At 70.1% G+C, this 15,378-nt stretch carries 16 protein-coding genes; 10 read left to right on the forward strand and 6 right to left on the reverse strand.

What is annotated here, in order from left to right; all coding sequences use genetic code 11:
• Window positions 1-90: 90 nt before the first annotated feature.
• Entirely contained in the window at window positions 91-1,011 is a 921-nt protein-coding gene (locus QRN19_RS11540; protein WP_285027104.1) for an SDR family oxidoreductase, read from the reverse strand.
• A 244-nt stretch (window positions 1,012-1,255) separates the two neighbouring features.
• Here QRN19_RS11540 and QRN19_RS11545 point away from each other — a divergent pair, with 244 nt between their 5' ends.
• Window positions 1,256-2,113 carry a helix-turn-helix transcriptional regulator gene (locus QRN19_RS11545; RefSeq protein WP_285027105.1) on the forward strand — a complete coding sequence of 286 codons (858 nt, stop codon included), beginning with the start codon at window positions 1,256-1,258 and terminating at the stop codon, window positions 2,111-2,113.
• A 25-nt stretch (window positions 2,114-2,138) separates the two neighbouring features.
• Here QRN19_RS11545 and QRN19_RS11550 read toward each other — a convergent pair whose 3' ends face one another.
• The 4 genes from QRN19_RS11550 to QRN19_RS11565 form a co-directional block, all read right to left on the reverse strand.
• On the reverse strand, window positions 2,139-2,327 hold the full coding sequence (locus tag QRN19_RS11550; protein WP_285027106.1) for a hypothetical protein: 189 nt from the start codon (window positions 2,325-2,327) through the stop codon (window positions 2,139-2,141).
• Between the two features lie 104 nt (window positions 2,328-2,431).
• The gene (locus QRN19_RS11555; RefSeq protein WP_285027107.1) at window positions 2,432-2,755 is read right to left on the reverse strand and encodes a YciI family protein; all 324 of its coding nucleotides are present in this window, start codon (window positions 2,753-2,755) and stop codon (window positions 2,432-2,434) included.
• A gap of 44 nt (window positions 2,756-2,799) precedes the next feature.
• Window positions 2,800-4,212: a flavin monoamine oxidase family protein gene (locus tag QRN19_RS11560; RefSeq protein WP_285027108.1), complete on the reverse strand. Its 1,413-nt coding sequence runs from the start codon at window positions 4,210-4,212 to the stop codon at window positions 2,800-2,802.
• Complete coding sequence (locus tag QRN19_RS11565; protein ID WP_285027109.1) at window positions 4,209-4,835, reverse strand: dihydrofolate reductase family protein; 627 nt, start codon at window positions 4,833-4,835, stop codon at window positions 4,209-4,211. The genes QRN19_RS11560 and QRN19_RS11565 overlap by 4 nt, the downstream gene beginning before the upstream one ends.
• 185 nt (window positions 4,836-5,020) lie before the next feature.
• Here QRN19_RS11565 and QRN19_RS11570 point away from each other — a divergent pair, with 185 nt between their 5' ends.
• The gene (locus QRN19_RS11570; protein WP_056005205.1) at window positions 5,021-5,506 is read left to right on the forward strand and encodes a glutathione peroxidase; all 486 of its coding nucleotides are present in this window, start codon (window positions 5,021-5,023) and stop codon (window positions 5,504-5,506) included.
• Between the two features lie 21 nt (window positions 5,507-5,527).
• On the opposite strand, the gene QRN19_RS11575 is transcribed toward QRN19_RS11570, so the two are convergent.
• Window positions 5,528-6,400: an oxidoreductase gene (locus tag QRN19_RS11575; protein ID WP_285027110.1), complete on the reverse strand. Its 873-nt coding sequence runs from the start codon at window positions 6,398-6,400 to the stop codon at window positions 5,528-5,530.
• Window positions 6,401-6,599: 199 nt separating this feature from the next.
• On the opposite strand from QRN19_RS11575, the gene QRN19_RS11580 reads away from it, so the two are divergent.
• The 8 genes from QRN19_RS11580 to QRN19_RS11615 all read left to right on the forward strand — a co-directional run bounded on the left by QRN19_RS11580 (window position 6,600) and on the right by QRN19_RS11615 (window position 15,355).
• Complete coding sequence (locus QRN19_RS11580; RefSeq protein ID WP_085514431.1) at window positions 6,600-7,091, forward strand: PadR family transcriptional regulator; 492 nt, start codon at window positions 6,600-6,602, stop codon at window positions 7,089-7,091.
• 61 nt (window positions 7,092-7,152) lie between these two features.
• Entirely contained in the window at window positions 7,153-8,856 is a 1,704-nt protein-coding gene (locus QRN19_RS11585) for an ABC1 kinase family protein (RefSeq protein WP_285027111.1), read from the forward strand.
• Window positions 8,857-8,986: 130 nt separating this feature from the next.
• On the forward strand, window positions 8,987-10,147 hold the full coding sequence (solA, locus tag QRN19_RS11590) for an N-methyl-L-tryptophan oxidase (RefSeq protein ID WP_285027112.1): 1,161 nt from the start codon (window positions 8,987-8,989) through the stop codon (window positions 10,145-10,147).
• Window positions 10,148-10,151: 4 nt separating this feature from the next.
• Window positions 10,152-11,102, forward strand: coding sequence for an ABC transporter permease (locus tag QRN19_RS11595; RefSeq protein ID WP_285027113.1), 951 nt, complete (start codon window positions 10,152-10,154; stop codon window positions 11,100-11,102).
• Window positions 11,099-12,079 carry an ABC transporter permease gene (locus QRN19_RS11600; protein ID WP_285027114.1) on the forward strand — a complete coding sequence of 327 codons (981 nt, stop codon included), beginning with the start codon at window positions 11,099-11,101 and terminating at the stop codon, window positions 12,077-12,079. Before QRN19_RS11595 ends, QRN19_RS11600 begins: the two co-directional genes overlap by 4 nt.
• Window positions 12,076-13,647, forward strand: coding sequence for an ABC transporter substrate-binding protein (locus QRN19_RS11605; RefSeq protein ID WP_285027115.1), 1,572 nt, complete (start codon window positions 12,076-12,078; stop codon window positions 13,645-13,647). The genes QRN19_RS11600 and QRN19_RS11605 overlap by 4 nt, the downstream gene beginning before the upstream one ends.
• 68 nt (window positions 13,648-13,715) lie before the next feature.
• Window positions 13,716-14,585 carry an ABC transporter ATP-binding protein gene (locus QRN19_RS11610; protein WP_285027116.1) on the forward strand — a complete coding sequence of 290 codons (870 nt, stop codon included), beginning with the start codon at window positions 13,716-13,718 and terminating at the stop codon, window positions 14,583-14,585.
• Window positions 14,582-15,355 carry an ABC transporter ATP-binding protein gene (locus QRN19_RS11615; RefSeq protein WP_285027117.1) on the forward strand — a complete coding sequence of 258 codons (774 nt, stop codon included), beginning with the start codon at window positions 14,582-14,584 and terminating at the stop codon, window positions 15,353-15,355. The genes QRN19_RS11610 and QRN19_RS11615 overlap by 4 nt, the downstream gene beginning before the upstream one ends.
• Window positions 15,356-15,378: the final 23 nt, after the last annotated feature.

Raw genomic sequence — 15,378 nt, forward strand, 5'->3', positions numbered from 1 at the left:
ACCGGCGGCCGCGGGCGGCGGCGATCGCCGCGAGATTCGGCGAGTGACGCGCGTGCGCGGTCGGTCGGTCGGTGGGTGGGTGGGGGCGCATCACCGTCCGATGAGCCGCTCCGACTCGTCCCAGAGCCGGCGGGCGTCTTCCAGGTTCCGCATCGGTGGCCACAGGGTCGGGAGGAGGGCGGGACGGCCGCCCATCGTGCGGACCGGTCCGTAGAACTCGTCGCCTCGCGCGGTCGAAGCCGTTGCGGCCATGAGCGCGGGCTGAGCGGCGCTCGACACCGTGCCTGCGACGCCGAGGCGTGAGAGCAAGCGGACCACGCGACGGGCTCCGGTGTCCCGCTGCCGGCCCATGCCCGGTTGGGCGGCCAACAGGTTGGTGGGGGAGACGCCGGGGTGGGCCAGGTTGCTGGAGACACCCCAGCCGCCGGCTCTGCTCCTCGCGTCGAGTTCGCGGGCGAACAGCGCGACGGCGATCTTGGACTGCTGATAGGCCCGCATCCCGTCGTAGCTGTTCTTCCAGTCGAGGTCGTCCCAGTTGATCGAGCCGCTCCGGGCGGCGATGCTCGTCTGGTGCGTGACACGCGCCCCGCCGGCCTTGAGCAGCGGGAGCAGGCCGAGGGTGAGCGCGAAGTGACCGAGGTGGTTGACGCCGAACTGGAGCTCGAAGCCGTCCCGCGTCTCCTGCCGCTCCGGCGGCGTCATGACGCCCGCATTGTTGACGAGCAGGTCGATCGGGCGGCCCTCCGCGGTGAGCTGGTCGACGAGTGCGGCGACGGACTCCAGAGAGGCGAGGTCCAGACGGCGGACCGACACCGTCGCGCCGGGAACGGCCGCACGGATGCCGTCGGCGACGTGCTCGCCCTTCGTCGTCGAGCGCACGGGCAGGACGACCTCGGCGCCTGCCCGGGCGAGGTCGGTGGCGATGACTCGACCGAGGCCGTCGCTCGCGCCGGTGACGACGGCGAACGACCCGGTCAGGTCGGGGATGGTGAACGCGGGTGTTCGTGGCATGGTCGGTCCTTCTCGTGGGAGGTGGCACAGCGTGGTGTGTGGGATCAAGACTGCGGTCTCGCCCACGGCGGGTGCCAGGACCGGTCCATCCACTGATCGCCGGTCCGTGGATAACGCCGCTGCCGCGGCACGGAGACAGCTCAGCGCGGTCATCCTCGTCAGGGGTGGATCGACAGGCCGTGGCTGTCCGCCCCCACGCACGATAGAAAGGGACTCGACCGACTGCAGCAGGAGAAGGAGCGCGATGATCGATCGACCGGGTCTGGCGACCTTCCTCAGCCATCGGCGGCACCTGCTCCAACCTGAGGACGTCGGGCTGCCGCGCGGTCCACGGCGACGGACGGACGGCCTTCGGCGGGAGGAGGTCGCGGCGCTCTGCAACATGTCGACCGACTACTACGCGCGGCTCGAGCGCGGCGTCGGGCCGCAGCCGTCCGAGCAGATGATCGCCGCGATCGCGCAGGGCCTGCACCTCTCCCTCGACGAACGGGACCACGTCTTCCGACTGGCCGGCCGCACGCCTCCCGTCCGGGGAGCGCACGGCGACCACGTCGGCCCCGGTCTGTTGCGGATCCTCGACCGCTTGCAGGACACCCCCGCCGAGATCATCAACGAACTCGGCGAGACGCTTCGCCAGACACCGATGGCCGTCGCGCTCAACGGCGACGCCTCCCGCTTCAGCGGTGACGACCGGAGCCTCGGCTACCGGTGGTTCACCGACCCGGCCGCGAGTTCGGCCTACCCGCCCGCCGATCGCCGGCTGCTCTCGCGCGTGTACGCCGCCGGGCTCCGCGAGGTCGTCACGATGCGTGGTCCCGGATCGCGTGCGGAACAACTGGCGAACGCCCTGTTGGAACGGAGCGAGGACTTCCGCGAGTTGTGGGCCGCGCAGGAGGTCGGGCTCCGCCCCACCGAGGTCAAGCGGTTCCTCCACCCCGAGGTCGGCGAACTGGAACTGCACTGCCAGACGCTGCTGGACCCCGACCAGTCCCACCGGCTGCTCGTCTACACAGCTGAGCCCGGGAGCGAAAGCGCCGAGAAACTGCGACTCCTCGCGGTGATCGGCGCGCAATCGTTGCCAGGCCGACCGACGGACTCCTGAGAACGGTGGTCCGCGTCGGGGCCGCTCAGCTCGTCGGCTTCTGCTCCGCCACGGGGAAGACGACCAGGAGGAACGCACCGATCGGTCCGAAGAAGAAGACGAGCAGGAACCAGATCCATGCCGACCGGTTGCGGGTACGGGCGTAGCCGCCGGCGAGGATGGCGACGGTCAGCCAGAGGGCGGAGGCGAATGAGTAGACGTATTCGATCTGCATGCACCGAGGCTAGGGGATACTCGCCGCCTGGCTGGACCGACCTCGCACGGGTTGAGGATCGCGGCAGTTCACCGGACGCGATCGCGGTCCTGCGTGCGAAACCCCTACGAACTCGGGAACGGACGCAGCTCCAGACGGCCGTTGCGGGCCATCGGGTGGCGGGCGGCGATGTCGATCGCCTCGTCGAGGTCGGCGCACTCGAGGATGTCGAAGCCCCAGAGCGTGTCGGTCGCTCCCGGGACCGGGCCATTGGTGACGAGGCGCTCACCGGCGCGGACTCGGACGCCGCGCGCCTCGCTCGGATCGAGCACGTCGCCGAGGAGTCGCCGTCCGGTCGTGTCCAGCTCCTGGACCCAGTGGTCGACGTCGGAGTCGTCGGTGGGCTCGTCGGGCACGGGGTCCGTGAGGACGAACATCATGAATCGCATGGATTTCCTCTCATTCGACGCTCTCGGGAGCGCACTCGTGGTCGCTATGGGGCCGGGTTGACGACCGGTACTGCGCTCTCGTGACGCCAGAGGGTCTCGATGGGGATCGACTGACCGAGGACGCGCTCCGCGGCCCGGTGGCCGGAGTGGAATGCCGCCGTCACCGTCGCCGGGTCGTCGGTCCAGGTCGCCTCGCCCGCGAGGTGCAGGACGCCACCGACCGGGGTCGCGAGGGCGTCGTGGTCGTCGGTCGTCGAGCCGACGGTCATGTAGGCGTAGGACCCGCGGGAGAACGGGTCGTCCTGCCAGCGCGTGACGTGCACCTCCGTCGGCTCTTCGACGCGGTCGCCGTACAGACGCCGCAGCTGCTCGAGGATCGAATCCACGACGCGCGGTTCGTCCCAGTCCCGGATCTCCACGGCCGTCGGGCCGGCGGCGAACGTGAGCAGCGTCGGCGATCCGTGCGCCGTCGTGAGGTCGTACCAGGAGTGCCAGCGTCGACTTTCCGGTCCTTGCTGTCGAATCGCGTAGACGTCCTCGTCCCAGAATCGCCGCTCGAACCGGAGGAAGACCTTCTCGAACGCGTTCATCCGCAACCGGGAGAGTGCGCCGGCGACCGGCTCCGGCAGCGAGGGATCGATCGTGAACTCCTCCGACTGCAGCACCCCGACCGGCACCGTCACCACCACCGAGCCCGCGCGCAGCACCACCTCGCCAGTGGGTCCTTGAGCGGTGACCTCGACGCCGTCCGCGGACCACCGCACGTTCGTCACCACGTGCTCGAGGCGCACGTCGAGTCCCTCGGCAAGGTGCCGGGGGAGCATGTCGTACCCGTCGGGGAACACGACCTCGTCACCGTCGATCGCGTCGTCGTCGAGCCCGTGGGCCGCGAGGTCGTCGATCCACGCGCCGTACTGCTCCTCCGACCGATGCTCCAGGTACTCACGGACCCGCTGCACCCGCTCGGCGTCCCAGTCCTGCACCGCGAGCGCCGCCTCGGTCACGTCACGGTAGGACGCGTCCGGCGCGGACTCGGCGACGACACCGAGCAGCGTCGCGTCGAGGGCGTGGACATCCTCGGCGAAGCCGCGAGCCTCGGCGTCCGACAAGCGCTCGCCGTCGGGTCCGTAGTACGCGATCGGTCGGCTGTCCGGCTGGTAGCCGCCGACGGTGAACTCGACCGTCCGCATCCCGAACGCATCGGCCGCCGCCACCACCGCACTGTCATTCACCCCGTGCACCCACGATGCGCCGAGATCGGTCACCTGACCGTCGCGACGCTCGGTCGACACCCGCCCGCCGACCCGGTCACGGGCCTCCACGATGACCACCGTGCGTCCGGCGGCCGCGAGGAGCCGTGCAGCGACGAGCCCGGCGACGCCGGCACCGACGACGACCGTGTCGAAGCGGGTGTCGGCTTCGGGCGACTGCGCCGACGCCTCGTCCGATGCGCTCATCGTGGGTCGCCCATGTCGCCCGTGGCCGGTGTGCCGTCGATCCGTTCGTACCTGAGGTGGACCGTCCCTGCGGGGGAGGTGGTCGCCGGGCCGAGCAGGCGCAGCGAGGACGGCACGGTGCCGGTGGCGAAGACGCGCTTCCCGATGCCGAGCGTGATCGGGTACACCCAGAGGTTCAGCTGATCGAACAACGCGTCGGCGAGCAGGGTCTGCACGAGGTCGAGGCTGCCGATGACGTGGATCTGCGAGTGACGCTCGCGCAGTGCTCCAACGGCCTCCGGGAGGTCCGGTCCGAGTTGCGTCGAGTTCGCCCATCCCAGCTCCCTCGGCTCGCGTGACGCGACGTACTTCGGCAGTCGGTTGAAGAGCCTGGCGATGCCGTCGTCCTGGCCACCCTCCTGGTGCGGCCAGTACCCGGCGAAGATGTCGTAGGTCCGGCGCCCGAGCAGGAGGGCGTCCATGCCCACCATGCCGGCGTCGATCTGCTCCCCGTCGACCTCGTCGATGAGCGGCGCCTGCCAGCCACCGAACGCGAACCCGTCACTGGGGTCCTCCTCCGGCCCACCCGGTGCCTGCGCGACGCCGTCGAGGGTCATGAAGAGGTCGATGTTGATGCGTCCCATGTCCTGCTCCGATCTGCTGCACTCACGATCCACCGGCGGGCAGGCGGTGTCAACGGCTGTCGGCTGGGAACGCCCTGCCGAAAGGGCGCCGGCCGTGCCCTGGGCGAGTAGCGTTCGGAGTGGATCCGCTCGCGCACACCGGTGCTCGGGCAGGACGTCGTTCGACAGATGAGAGGCATCACACCATGACCGATCTGGACACCATCCCCGTCACCACCCTCGACGGCCGTGACACGACCCTCGCGGAGTGGGACGGGAAGGCCAAACTCGTGGTCAACGTCGCGAGCCGCTGCGGCCTCGCACCGCAGTACGAGAAGCTCGAGGCACTCCAGAAGGAGTACGCCGACCGCGGCTTCACGGTGATCGGCTTCCCGAGCAACCAGTTCCTGCAGGAGCTCGGCGACAACGAGAAGATCGCCGAGTACTGCTCAGCCACCTGGGGCGTCACCTTCCCGATGATGGACAAGGTGAAGGTCAACGGCCGCAACCGGCACCCGCTCTATCAGGAGCTCGTGAAGACCGCCGACGCCAACGGCAAGGCGGGCAACGTCAAGTGGAACTTCGAGAAGTTCCTCATCGCTCCCGACGGCACCGTGCACCGCTTCCGGCCGACGACCGAGCCGGACGCCCCGGAGGTCATCGCCGCGATCGAGGAGAGCCTGCCCGCGTGACGCCGGAACGGCCGGGCGCGCTCACCGGTAGGTGACTCCGGTGAGCGCTTCGGCCGTCGTCCAGAGCTCGGCGGCGACGTGCTCGTCGCGGGCCGCCGAGGTCCGGCCGACGGGCTTCGGACCACCGCGCATCTCACCGAACCCGCCTGGACCGTAGTAGCCGCCGGGCTCGACGTCGGGCGACGTCGCCGCGTACAGCGTCGGAAGCGCACCCATGTCCGCGCTCTGACCGAGGAGCCGGGTTCCCCACGCGAGCAGCGGGCCCTGCGCGGACTCGGTGTGGGACTGGAGCTTGGTCGACGCGAAGCCGGGGTGTGCGGCCACGGACAGCACCGAGGAACCTTCCGTCGTGAGGCGTCGCTGCAGTTCGGCCGAGAACATGAGGTCGGCGAGCTTCGACTGGCCGTAGGCCGACCAGCGTCGATACGTCCGGTTGCGCCAGTTGAGATCGGCCAGGTCGATCTTGCCGGCACGATGCGCAGCACTCGACAGCGTCACGACCCGCGTGGTGATGCGGTCGATCAGCAGGCCGGTGAGGGCGAAGGGCCCGAGGAAGTTCGTGCCGATCTGCATCTCGAAGCCGTCGGCCGTGCGTCGTTCGGGAACCGCCATGACGCCCGCGTTGTTCACCAGCACGTCGACCCGCTCGACGCCGTCGGCGAATCGACGGACGGACGCGAGGTCGGCGAGGTCCAGCTGTCGCACCTCGACGTCGCCGGTCATCGTCGCCGCAGCCCGCGCGCCCTTGTCCGTGTCGCGGCAGGCGAGGATCACGGCGGCACCGTGGGCGGCGAGCTCGCGGGCCGTGACCGCGCCGATCCCGCTGTTCGCGCCGGTCACGATCGCGACGCGGCCGTGCTGATCGGGGATGTCTGCTGCGGTCCAGGGGCTCATGAGGGCGACGTTACGCCATCACGATCTTCCGATTACACATATCGTTCACAGCTTTACCGATATATCGTTGAGCATCGTTCACGTACGACGAAGGAGAGCAATCATGGGTGGATTCCCAAGCGGTGGCGCAGGATTCGGTGGCGCAGGGTTCGGTAACGGCGGAGGCTTCGGCAACGGAGCCGGCTTCGGTACCGATGGCATGTGGCAGATGATGGAGCAGCTGCGTTCGAAGTTCGAGAAGAGCGCCGGCTCGCGCGTCGGCCGCGGCGACGTCCGCTCCGCCGTGCTGGCCCTCCTGGCCGAGCAGCCGATGCACGGATATCAGATCATCCGCGAGATCGAAGAGCGCAGCGGTGGCTCCTGGAAGCCCAGCGCAGGCTCGGTCTACCCGACGCTGCAACTCCTCTCCGACGAGGGCATCATCACGGCCGAGGAGTCGGGCGGACGCAAGACCTACGCACTGACCGAGGCCGGTCGCGACGAGGTCGCCGAGTCCGGGGCATCCGCTCCGTGGCAGAACGCCGAGTCGTCCGAGCACCCCGGCTTCACCGCCCTGCCGAAGGCCGGCGTCGAGCTGGCCCAGGCCGCAGCCCAGGTCGGCCGCACCGGTACGCCCGAGCAGGTCCAGCAGGCCGTCACCATCCTCGACGACGCTCGCAAGCGCCTCTACGCGATCCTCGCCCAGGACTGACCGAGTGACGTCGACCGGCGGGACGCCCAGCGACTCGGCGTCCCGTTTCGGCGAGCTCCCCATGAGCGGGCGGGCCGGCGTTCCAGCCGGCCCGCCCGCTCACGGCCGCGCCCGGTACCGTCGCATCCTGCGCTTCGCGAGCTGGCACCTGGCCGCCGCCTGGTGGTTCGAGATCGTCCTGCCGCGGTTCGGGCTCATCAAGCTGACGGAGCGGACCCGCACGCGCCGCATGCAGCAGTTCGCACGACGGTTCCACGTGCTCGCCGTCGACCTCGGCGGCCTCATGATCAAGGTCGGCCAGTTCATGTCGTCGCGCCTCGACGTGCTCCCGCCGGAGATCACGAAGGAGCTCGAAGGCCTCCAGGATGAAGTCCCACCCGTCGCCTTCCCCCGCATCCGCGCGCTCGCGGAGTCGGAACTCCGCGTCCCGCTCGCGCAGGTCTTCGCCGGCATCGACGAACGCCCCGTCGCGGCGGCCTCACTCGGCCAGGCGCACCGCGCGTTGCTCGCTCCGGCGCTCGCCGCAGACACCGGGCTCGACGCCGTCGTACTCAAGGTCCAGCGACCGGGCATCGACGAGATCGTCGCAGTCGACCTCGCGGCCCTGCGCAAGGTGGGCGGCTGGTTGCGCCGCGTCCGGCTCGTCTCCGACCGCGTCGACATGCCCGCACTCGTCGAGGAGTTCGCCGCGACGAGCCTCGAGGAGATCGACTACCTCCACGAGGCCGCGAGTTCCGAGCGGTTCGCCGCCGACTTCGCCGGCGACGACCGCGTCTCCGTACCCGCCGTGGTGTGGGAGCGCACGACCCAGCGCGTCCTGACGCTCGAAGACGTCACCGCGATCAAGATCACCGACGCGGACGCCCTGCTCGCCGCCGGCATCGACCCGGTCGACGTGGCGCCCGTCTTCGCCGCCGTCATGTTCGACCAGCTCTTCACCAACGGGTTCTTCCATGCCGACCCGCACCCAGGCAACATCTTCGTGACGCCGGTCGACGCGGCCCCGGGCGAACGTCCCTGGAAGCTGACCTTCATCGACTTCGGGATGATGGGCGAGGTCCCGCCGACCACGAGGCGCGGCCTCCGGAAGCTCCTCATCGCCGCCGCATCGCGCGACGGCAAGGGCCTGGTCGACGCGATCCGCGACCTCGGCGTCCTCCTGCCCTCGGCCGACACGACCGAGCTCGAGCGGGCCATGACCGCGCTGTTCGGACGCTTCGGCGGTATGGGGTTCGCGGAACTGCGCGACGTCGACCCGAAGGAGTTCCGCGACTTCGGGAACCAGTTCAGCGAGGTCATCCGCACGCTGCCGTTCCAGCTGCCCGAGAACTTCCTGCTCATCATCCGCGCGATCTCGCTCACCTCCGGTGTCTGCAGCGCCCTCGACCCCGAGTTCAACCTCTGGGACTCCGTCGAGCCCTACGCCGCGCAGCTGCTCCGCGACGAGCGCGGCAACGTCGTCCAGGACCTCGGTCGCGAGGCACTCGACATCGCCACGGTCGCCGTCCGCCTGCCGAAGCGTCTCGACGCGTTCATCACGCGGGTCGAAGCCGGCACGGTCGCGACCACCAACCCGAGACTGGAACAGCGGATCGCGCGTCTCGACCGCGCCACGGGCCGGGTCGTCTCGGCCGTGCTGTTCGCCGCGCTGCTCGTCGCGGGTGCCGTGCTCCGGGCCGATGACGCCGTGCTCGGCACCGTCTTCATGGTGGCCTCCCTCCTGCCTCTGCTTCATGCACTCTTCTCGGGACGCCGCGGGCGCTGACCCCGGCGGGCGGTCGTCGCCACGGCACACTGCCGACGCGAAAACCTGGATCATCGGTCCATAGGCCGGTCTCCGGCGCTCCAGCACACTTGCCTGAATCGATCGGGCAAGCATGAGGGAGCACCACCGGATGGAATCGTTCGACGTCGCGGTTGTCGGCATGGGAGCTCTCGGCAGTGCCGCCGCCTACCACCTCGCCCGTCGGGGCGCGAAGGTCGTCGCCTTCGAGCAGTTCGAACTCGGGCACGTCCGCGGCGCGTCGCACGACACCTCGCGGATCGTCCGGACGTCGTACGGCGCACCGCAGTACGTGCGACTCGCGCAGTCGGCGTACCGCGACTGGGCTGACCTCGAGCAGGAGTCTGGCGAACGGTTGCTCACCATCACCGGCGGCGTCATCTTCCTGCCGGTGGACGGACCATACTCCGCGTCAGACTTCACCGCCGCGCTCGAGGAGTGCGAGGTTCCGCACGAATTGCTGACGCCGGCCGAGGTGCAGGCGCGATGGCCGCAGTTCCGGGTCCCCGAGAACGTCGAGACGGTCTACACCGCCGACACCGGCATCGCCCACGCGGCGCGAACCGTCGCGACGCTGCAGCTCCGTGCTCGGGCGCTGGGTGCGGACATCCGCGACCGCACCCGGGTCGACGCGCTGACCCCTGATGGATCCGGCGTCGTGGTGCAGACCTCCAGCGGTCCGGTGCGTGCCCGCAAGGTCGTCCTGGCCGCGGACGCCTGGGCCAACGAGCTACTCGAACCCCTCGGCGCGGCGATCCCGCTCGACGTCATGCAGGAGCAGGTCACCTACTTCCGACCGGGCGACGCCGAGCATCTCGATCGCGAGCGGTTCCCGGTGTGGATCTGGGAGGACGAGGAGTGTTACTACGGCTTCCCGACCTTCGGGGAACCGACCGTCAAGGCCGCACGAGACGTGTCGGAGAACCGGATGTCACCGGCGGAACGGACCTTCGTCCCGTCGCCGGAGCTCACCGGGCAACTGGCCGACTTCATGGCGGACCTCGTGCCGGCGTCGGGCCCCGAGCTCCGCACGGTGACCTGCCAGTACGCGCTCACCCCGGACCGGAACTTCGTCCTCGGCCCGCTCGAGGAGCACCCGGACGTCATCGTCGCCCTCGCCGCCGGTCACGGCTTCAAGTTCACGCCCGCGTTCGGACGCATCCTCGCGGAGCTCGCGCTCGACGGGGAGACGAGCGACGACATCGCGAGCTTCGCCCCGTCCCACGCTCGCAGCGCCGACCGCGTCTCACCGATGCCGACCTCCGCGAGCTGATCCCATGGCGCGATACATCGTCTCCCGGGTCCTGTCGTCGCTCTTCGTCCTGTTCGTCCTGTCCGTCCTCGTCTTCTCGATGGTCCGGGTGATCCCGGGCGACCCGCTGTCGGCGTTCGCGGACCCCTCGAACCCCGACCCGGCCGCGCTGGACGCCCTCCGCACGGAACTCGGCCTCGACCGACCCTGGCTGACGCAGTACTTCGCGTGGCTGCTCGGCGTCCTCCAGGGGGACTTCGGGCGAGCCATCACCGTCCCCAACGAGGTGTCCAACCTCATCGCCCAGCGGCTCCCGCTCAGCCTCACCCTCGCCGTCATGGCGACCCTGTTCGGAACGGTGCTCGGCATCCCGGCCGGCGTCCTCGCAGCGACCCGGTGGCGTCGGGCCCCCGACAACGCGGTGCGCGGGCTGTCCTTCGTGCTCCTCGCGACCCCGCCGTTCGTGCTCGGCACCGTCCTCATCCTCGTGAACTCACTCACCCTGCGCCTGCCGCTCGTGGGTACCGCGGGGGCGAGCGGGGATCCGCTGCGACTCGTCGGCGTGCTCATCCTGCCGGCGCTCCTCATCGGTCTCGTCCTCGCGGCGATCGTCGCGAGGTACACCCGCGGCACCCTGCTCGACACGCTCGGGCAGGACTTCGTCCGCACGGCGCGAGCCAAGGGGGCGTCACCGTCCCGACTGGTCGGGCGGCACGCGCTGCGCAACGCCCTCATCCCCGTCACGACCGTGATCGGGATCGAACTCGCCGCGCTCGTCGGTGGAACGGTCGTGATCGAGACCGTGTTCGCGCTCCCGGGGATAGGCTCGTTGCTCCTCACCGGCATCCGTTCGTCCGACTACCCGATCATCCAGGCGACCGTGCTCCTCATCGGCGCGGTCTACGTGCTCATCAACTTCATCGTCGATCTGATCTACCCCCTGATCGACCCACGAGTGAGGGTCCACACGTCATGACGGTCACCCGCGCCATCGCGCTCGCGAAGATCGACGGCCGCCGCCGTCGCAACGGGTTCGGTCCCGCCTTCTGGAGCGGCTCCGGCATCCTCGTCGGCATCCTGCTCCTGGCCGGATGGATGACCCTCTCGCCGCCCTACGACCCGTTCGCCGCCTCCGGACCGGCGCTCGCCGCGCCGAGCCTCGACCACCTGCTCGGCACCGACAACCTCGGCCGCGACAACCTCACCCGCCTGGCGCTCGCCGCCCGGACGAGTCTGCTCATCTCGGGCGCCGCCGCCCTGCTCGGTGCCGTCATCGGTACGGCCCTGGGACTGGTGGCCGGGTACCTGGGCGGCTGGGTCGACGCGATCATCATGCGGATCGTGGACGCGGCGCTCGCGCTGCCGGCGATCCTCGTCGCGCTCGTCGTCGGGGTCGTCATCGGCACTGGGCCGTGGCCGCTCATCATCGCCCTCGGCCTCGTGTTCGCTCCGGGCTTCGCCCGCGTCATGCGGGCCCCGGTCATCGCCCTGCGCGAACGGGACTTCGTCCTCGCAGCGACGCTCAGTGGCGTGCGTGGACATCGGGTGATCGTCGAGCACCTGCTGCCGAACGTCCTGACGCCACTGTTCGTGCAGTTCGCGTCCGTCGCCTCGCAGGTGGTCCTCATCGAAGCCGCGCTCAGCTACCTCGGTCAGGGCGTCCAGGCGCCCGAACCCTCGGCCGGCCGCATGATCAGCGAGTTCACGCGCTTCATGCAGGTGCAGCCACTCCTCATCGTCCTGCCCTCCCTCGTGATCATCCTGCTCTCGGCGGCCTGGAACCTCCTCGCCGACGGGCTCCAGGACCACTTCGCCCCGAGGCGGGAGCCCGCGTTCTCGCTCGGCCGCCCGCGCGGGCGTCGGGGAGCGGCAGCGGCGCACCACGGCACGTCATCCCGCACCATCATCGACGCGGCGTCCACGGACGACGCTCCAGAGAAGAGGCAGCAATGAAGACACGCATCCTCGCGGGGACGGTCGCCATCGTGGCGGCGTCCCTCGCGCTCAGCGGCTGTGCGCCCGGCGGATCCACGGCCGACGCGGGCGGCGACCCGGTCGCCGGTGGCACCCTGCATTGGGGCGTCCCGGCCGAGCCGTCGGCCGGCGGTCTCGACCCGATGGCCGCGAGCGCGATCGCCGCCGAGGTCATCAACGCCGTCGCGTACGACACGCTGCTCGCGAAGGACGACGACGGCGAGGTCATCCCGGCGCTCGCCACCGAGTGGTCGCAACCGGACGAGCTCACCTGGGTCTTCGAGCTGCGCGACGACGTCACCTTCGCCGACGGCAGCGCGTTCAGCGCCGACGACGTCGTCTACTCCTTCAACCTCATGAAGGAGGCCACCACCTCGGCGAGCACCTACCTCGCGAACGTCTCGAGCATCGAGAAGACCGGTGAGACCGAGGTCACGTTCCGGTTCAGCGCGCCGGACGGCACCTTCGTGGACGCGGTCTCCGCGCGCCAGACGTTCTTCATCGTGAGCGAGGAGGGCTATGGCGCGGCGACCCCGGACGAGCGGCAGCGGACCACCTTCGGGACCGGCGCGTTCCAGGTGACCGACTGGAGCGACGGCGTCAGCGTCACGATGGCGAAGAACGAGAATGCCTGGCAGGACACGAAACCGTACCTCGACGAGATCGTCTTCGACTTCATCCCCGACGAGTCCGCACGCCTCGCCGCGCTGCAGCAGGGCAGCATCCAGGCCGCGTACTTCACGGACGGGAGCCTCGCCGACCAGGCGGTCCAGGCGGGCTTCACGCTCGGGGAGGCGTCCTACCGCCAGAACCTCGCGATCTACATCAACCCGGAGACCGGGCCGCTCGCCGACATCGACGTCCGTCGGGCCGTCGCGCTGTCCCTCGACCGACAGGCGCTCGTCGACACCGCGATGCTCGGATACGCCGCGCTGTCGTTCGTACCGCCGGCCGGAGATCCGGGTGCGCTCGACCCGGCGGGTCTGCCGTACTACGAGCGCGACGTCAGCCGCGCGAAGGAACTCCTCGCGGACGCCGGCCAGCCGAACCCGACCATCACGCTCAGCTACATGGGCGACGTCGCGCAGTCGCACCACCCCGTCTACGAGATGATGCAGCAGCAGCTCGCCGAAGCGGGGATCACCCTGAAGCTCGACGCGAAGCCCCTGTCGGAGATCGCCCCGGTCTTCACGACCGGTGAGAGCTGGACCGACCTCGTCGCCATCCCGGGCAGCCCTCGCGCTGCATCGCTGTTCTACTACGACCCCGTGCTCGTCGACGGCGGTGTCTACAACCACTGGGAGGGCAACCCGGAGGCGGACGCGGCTCGAGAGCTGTTCCAGCAGGCGAAGAGCGCGTCGGATCCGGCCGAGTACGCGAAGCTCGTCGACCAGCTGGCCGAAGAAGCGGCCGAGCAGGTGCTCGAGATCGTGCCGGTGGCCGTCCCGGTCTACTTCGAGGTCTGGGACAGCGCCAAGCTGCGCGACTACCAGAGTGACGCGTACTACTCCCGGTACCGGCTCGACGAGGCGTGGTTGAGCCAGTAGTCACGTCCTCCATGACACCCACCCCGTCCACCCCACCCGCACCACCCGAGCGAAAGCTGGTCTGACCCATGGATCGAGACGTCGACGCCCTCCACGTGGAGGGGTTGAGCATCGCCTACGGTGGCGCGGCGCCGTCGGTGCAGGACGTGTCCCTGCGCGTCGGGCCCGGGGAGATCGTCGGGGTGATCGGCGAGTCCGGCAGCGGGAAGTCCAGCATCGCCCTCGCGATGATGGGACTGCTGCCGGACTCGGCGACGGTCACGGCGTCCCGCCTCGACGTCGCGGGGACCGACATGCAGGGCGCCACGGAACGGGACTGGTCGGGGCTCCGCGGTGCGCGCGCCTCGATGGTGTTCCAGGAGCCGATGTCCGCCCTCAACCCGTGCATGCGGATCGGGGCGCAGATCGCCGAGGTCCTCCGCATCCACGGGATCGCCGACAGACGGCAGGCCCGGGCGCGGGCGTTGGAGATCCTCCACCTCGTGCGGATGCCCGACGCGGAACGCCGGCTCGGCTACTACCCCCACCAGCTGTCCGGCGGTCAACGCCAGCGAGTCGTGATCGCCATCGCGGTGGCCGCCGGACCGACCCTGCTCGTCGCGGACGAGCCGACGACCGCGCTCGACGTGACGGTGCAGGCGCAGATCCTGGAGCTGTTGCGGACCCTGCGCGACGAGACGGGGATGGGCGTGCTGTTCATCAGCCACGACCTCGGCGTCATCGGGCAGCTCTGCGAGCGGGTCGCCGTGATGTACCGCGGGCGGATCGTCGAGACCGGACGCGCCGAGCGGGTCCTCGCCGACCCGCAGCATCCGTACACCCGGGCGCTGCTCGAGAGCATCCCGCGGCCCTCGGTCCCGGTGCGGTCGCCGTTGGCGGTCATCCCCGTCGACAACGACTTCGACGAGGCGCCGGCGGTCCTGGAGGAGGTCCGATGAGCGACACCCTGCTCCGCGTCGACGGCATCACGCAACGGTTCGGTCACGGTGAGCACGCGACGCTCGCGCTCGACGACGTGTCGCTCGAGGTGCGCCGGGGCGAGACGCTCGGACTCGTCGGGGAATCCGGCTCCGGGAAGAGCACCCTCGCCCGGGCGATCCTCCTGATGCGGCGACCGAGCTCGGGCCGCATCGAGTTCGACGGCGGCGACGTCTCGCGGCTCCGCGGGTCGGCGCTGCGGACGCACCGGCGGCGGGTGCAGATGGTGTTCCAGGACCCCAACGACTCCCTCGACCCGCGCTTCACGGTGGCACGTTCGATCGCCGAACCGCTCGTCGCTGCGGGGATGGGCGCGGCCGCGCGTCGAGCCCGGGTCGTCGAATCGCTCCACCAGGTGGGGCTGCCCGGGGACGCCGCGGGACGGTTCCCGCACGAGTTCTCCGGCGGCCAACGGCAGCGCATCGCGATCGCCCGGGCCATGGCGGCGAAACCGGAGTTCGTCGTCCTGGACGAGCCGACCTCCGCCCTCGACGTCTCCGTCCAGGCTCAGGTGCTCAACCTGCTCGTCCGGCTCCAGGAGGAGACGGGTGTGACCTACCTCTTCATCACCCACAACCTCGCGGTCGTCCATCACGTCGCGCATCGGGTGGCGGTGATGCGCAACGGTCGCGTCGTGGAGGAGGGGACGGGGGAGCAGGTCATGACCCGGCCTCAGGACGCCTACACGCGCGAACTCCTCGAGTCGATGCCCGTCCTCTACCGGACCTGATCCCACCACCGAGCGGCCGACGA

Origin of the sequence: Plantibacter sp. ME-Dv--P-122b, from assembly GCF_030209375.1 — a bacterium.
Lineage (GTDB): Bacteria > Actinomycetota > Actinomycetes > Actinomycetales > Microbacteriaceae > Plantibacter.